Annotated in this window: 1 protein-coding gene and 1 pseudogene; one reads left to right on the top strand and one right to left on the bottom strand. The window is 70.4% G+C overall.

The window, feature by feature from the left end; genetic code table 11:
- Nucleotides 1–23: 23 nt before the first annotated feature.
- A pseudogene (locus UK12_RS43900) lies at nt 24–171 on the top strand (sulfate adenylyltransferase subunit CysD); the annotation flags it as partial.
- A 9-nt stretch (nt 172–180) separates the two neighbouring features.
- On the opposite strand, the gene UK12_RS33475 reads toward UK12_RS43900, so the two are convergent.
- Nucleotides 181–378 (bottom strand): adenylyl-sulfate kinase (locus UK12_RS33475; protein WP_045306982.1); only part of this gene is annotated, 198 nt, incomplete at its 5' end.

The raw sequence follows: 378 nt of genomic DNA, 5'->3' as shown, positions 1-378 counted from the left end.
TTCCTGACCGCGGTGGGCGCGGCATGGCCACGGCCACCCACAGCCTTGCCGCGACCGAGCGGCCCTTCACGTCCTCGCCCCTGACCGCCCTTGAGGCCGAGGCGGTGCACGACTTCCGCGAGGTGGCGCGGGAGTTGGAGCGTCCGGTAATCCTGTTCTCGTGCGGTAAGGCCGCCATCGTCATCCCTCACGTGGCGCTGCGTACGGGGCTTCCGCGACCGTCACGCCGGATATGTCGCCGTCAGCCTGCTTGACGTAGATTCCCTTCACGTCCCTCTCCGAGCAGGCCTCGACCTGCGTCGCGACGTGGATCGCCAGGACGTCCGTGCCGTTCGCCGCGTGCCTCTCGCGCACGGCGGCGCGCGAGTCGGCGTACGC

It is taken from the genome of Saccharothrix sp. ST-888 (assembly GCF_000955975.1).
Taxonomy (GTDB): domain Bacteria; phylum Actinomycetota; class Actinomycetes; order Streptomycetales; family Streptomycetaceae; genus Kitasatospora.
This window is presented reverse-complemented; position numbering and strand designations above follow the sequence as displayed.